Raw genomic sequence first — 2,404 nt, 5'->3', positions numbered from 1 at the left:
GCGCGCGCGGATACGGCGGTGTGTCCGGGAACTCCCCCCTGCCGAAGCCCTGCTGCAGCCCCTGCCACCACGATGGCTCGAACAGCTCGCCGTAGCGCTCCTGCACTACGTCCAGCAATGCGCGGGGCAGGCCCATGAACAACGCGAAACGTTCCGGGAACACGTCGTTGGGCGCGACGTGGAACCACGGCTCGCTGGCCATGGCCTCCTCCTCACTGCGCGGTGTTGGCCAGGCCCGGAAGTTGCAGTCGGTGACCAGGCACAACTCGTCGTAGTCGTAGAACACCGCGCGGCCGTGCCGGGAGACACCGAAGTTCTTCAGCAACATGTCGCCGGGAAAGATGTTGTTGCAGGCCATGTCACGGATGGCCTGCGCGTAGTCCAATGCCGCGGCGCGGGCGGCTTCACTGCCCTGCTCGCGCAGGTAGAGGTTGAGGGGCCGGAAACGGCGCTGCACGTAGCACAGCGCGATCACCACGTCCCCGCCTTCGACCTGCACGCTGTGGCTGCATTGGTTGACCAGCTCATCGAGCAGTTCCGGCGCGAAGCGGCTGACCGGGAAGCGCAGGTGGCGATAGGGCTGGGCGTCGAGCAGGCGGCCGATGCGGTCCAGGTTGAAGACCAGCGCGTACTTCTCCTCCACGTCCTGCCGGCTCATGGTCTTGGGCCAGGCGAAGCGGTCGCGGATCAGCTTGAACACCAGCGGATAGCTCGGCAACGTGAACACCGCCATCACCATGCCGGGGGTGCCTTCGGCATGTACCAGCCGCTCGTTGGCATGCTGCTGGAAATGGCTGAAGAAGGTGCGATAGCGCTCGGTCTTGCCCTGCTTGGCGCGGCCCAGCACGGTGTAGATCTCATCGACCGGCTTGCCCGGCAGGATGCTGCGCAGGAACACCACCGCGTCGGCGACGGTGGGCAGATCGGCCTGGAAATAGCTGCGCGAGACACCGAACAGATGTGCCACGTCGCGGCGTCGGCTCAGCACCGCTTCCACGCGGACGCCTTCCTCCCCGTTGACCAGCGCGATCACGCAGGGCGAGAAGCGGTGCTCACCGAACACGCGTCCGACCAGGTATGCACGGCGCTCGCGGTAGAACACGGTCTCCAGCAGTTCGATGGCACGCACCGGGTACGTGCCCCAATGGGCGAGGTCGTCCTGCAGGCGCACCGCGATGGCCGCAGCGCAGCGCAGGCGATGCTGGTAGGGCACGTCGAAGGCATAGTCGGCGAGCAGGCGCGAGAACGCATCGGCCGGACGCGCTTCGGAAACGGCGTAGACGTGACGCGCAACCGGGTGGGTGATGGCATCGGACGGCTCGATGTCCAGCGCCATGAACTCGATGTCGTCATCCACGCCATGGGTACCGAACAGGCGCCGGGTCAGGGTGTTGTAGAACGTCTTGTACAGCTCGCCATCGATGCGCGATGAAACCCGTGCGTCGAAGCACTGCTTCACTTCCCGCCACAGCGCCTGCGTGGGCGGGATGCCGGCCAGCAACGCCTGCAGTTGCGCCCGGCAGCGTGCCACGCAGACGTCGTACAGCTCGATGCGTTCCACCGCATCGGTCCTGGCTGCGTTCCAGTCGCGTGCCTGGAAGCGCGTGCGCGCCCGACGGGTAATGTCGGCGAAGCCCTGGTGGTAGTCCTCGAACCCCGTGGCGATGCCTTGGGCAAGCTTGTCCGCCAGGGCGGCATCGATGACCGTTGCATTCATCACGGCCGCACCGGCAATGCACGGACTGCAGGGAGAAGATGGGATCGCATGGCTGTCGCCGGAGGGGGGATGGACATGACCATACGACACCGCACGCCTCCCGCGACAGGGCGCCCGCCCGGCGGGAGCGTCCTTGGGCGTGAAGCCGGGAAGTCCACATCGCGCGAAAGGCCCCCCTCCCCCGCCCTCCCCTTGCCTGCGGCAAAGGAAGGGGGCGGTCCGTGTGTCGTCAGGCGTACCAGCTCGCCACCACCGCGGGCTCCAGCGCTCAGCCGCTGGACAACTCCGCCTGGATCTTGCGACCGCATTCGCGGGCGCTCCACAGCACGTGGCCGATCACGCTGCGTTGGCCGCAGGCGGCCATCAGCAACAGCGAACCACGCGCCAGCGGGATCGACTGCATCAGCACCTTGCCTTCGCTGGCTTCCAGCATCAGCACTTCCATCGTGCCCAGCGACAGCTCGCGACCCACCGCGCTGGCCAGCGCCAGCATCGCGCTGGTCATCGCCGCCAACCGCTCGCCACTGGACTGCTGCGTGGCCGATTGGGCCAGGGCGAAACCGTCCACGCTGGCCACCACCGCCGCACGCACGCCATCCACCGATTCGGTGAACTCCCTGAGCCGGGCATCCACCGCCGTGACTTCCCAGTCCTCCAGCACCGCTACCCCCCTTGGTTCACCCATGT

At 67.1% G+C, this 2,404-nt stretch carries 2 protein-coding genes; both read right to left on the bottom strand.

The genetic code is table 11. From position 1 onward, the window contains the following. On the bottom strand, positions 1 to 1,717 hold a 1,717-nt coding region (gene aceK / locus VA603_RS10430; protein ID WP_323438775.1), incomplete at its 3' end, for a bifunctional isocitrate dehydrogenase kinase/phosphatase. 268 nt (positions 1,718 to 1,985) lie between these two features. After that, positions 1,986 to 2,402 carry a roadblock/LC7 domain-containing protein gene (locus tag VA603_RS10425; protein ID WP_132865912.1) on the bottom strand — a complete coding sequence of 139 codons (417 nt, stop codon included), beginning with the start codon at positions 2,400 to 2,402 and terminating at the stop codon, positions 1,986 to 1,988. Between the last annotated feature and the right edge of the window lie 2 nt (positions 2,403 to 2,404).

The organism is Stenotrophomonas capsici (assembly GCF_034961085.1).
GTDB classification, from domain to species: domain Bacteria; phylum Pseudomonadota; class Gammaproteobacteria; order Xanthomonadales; family Xanthomonadaceae; genus Stenotrophomonas; species Stenotrophomonas capsici.
This window is presented reverse-complemented; position numbering and strand designations above follow the sequence as displayed.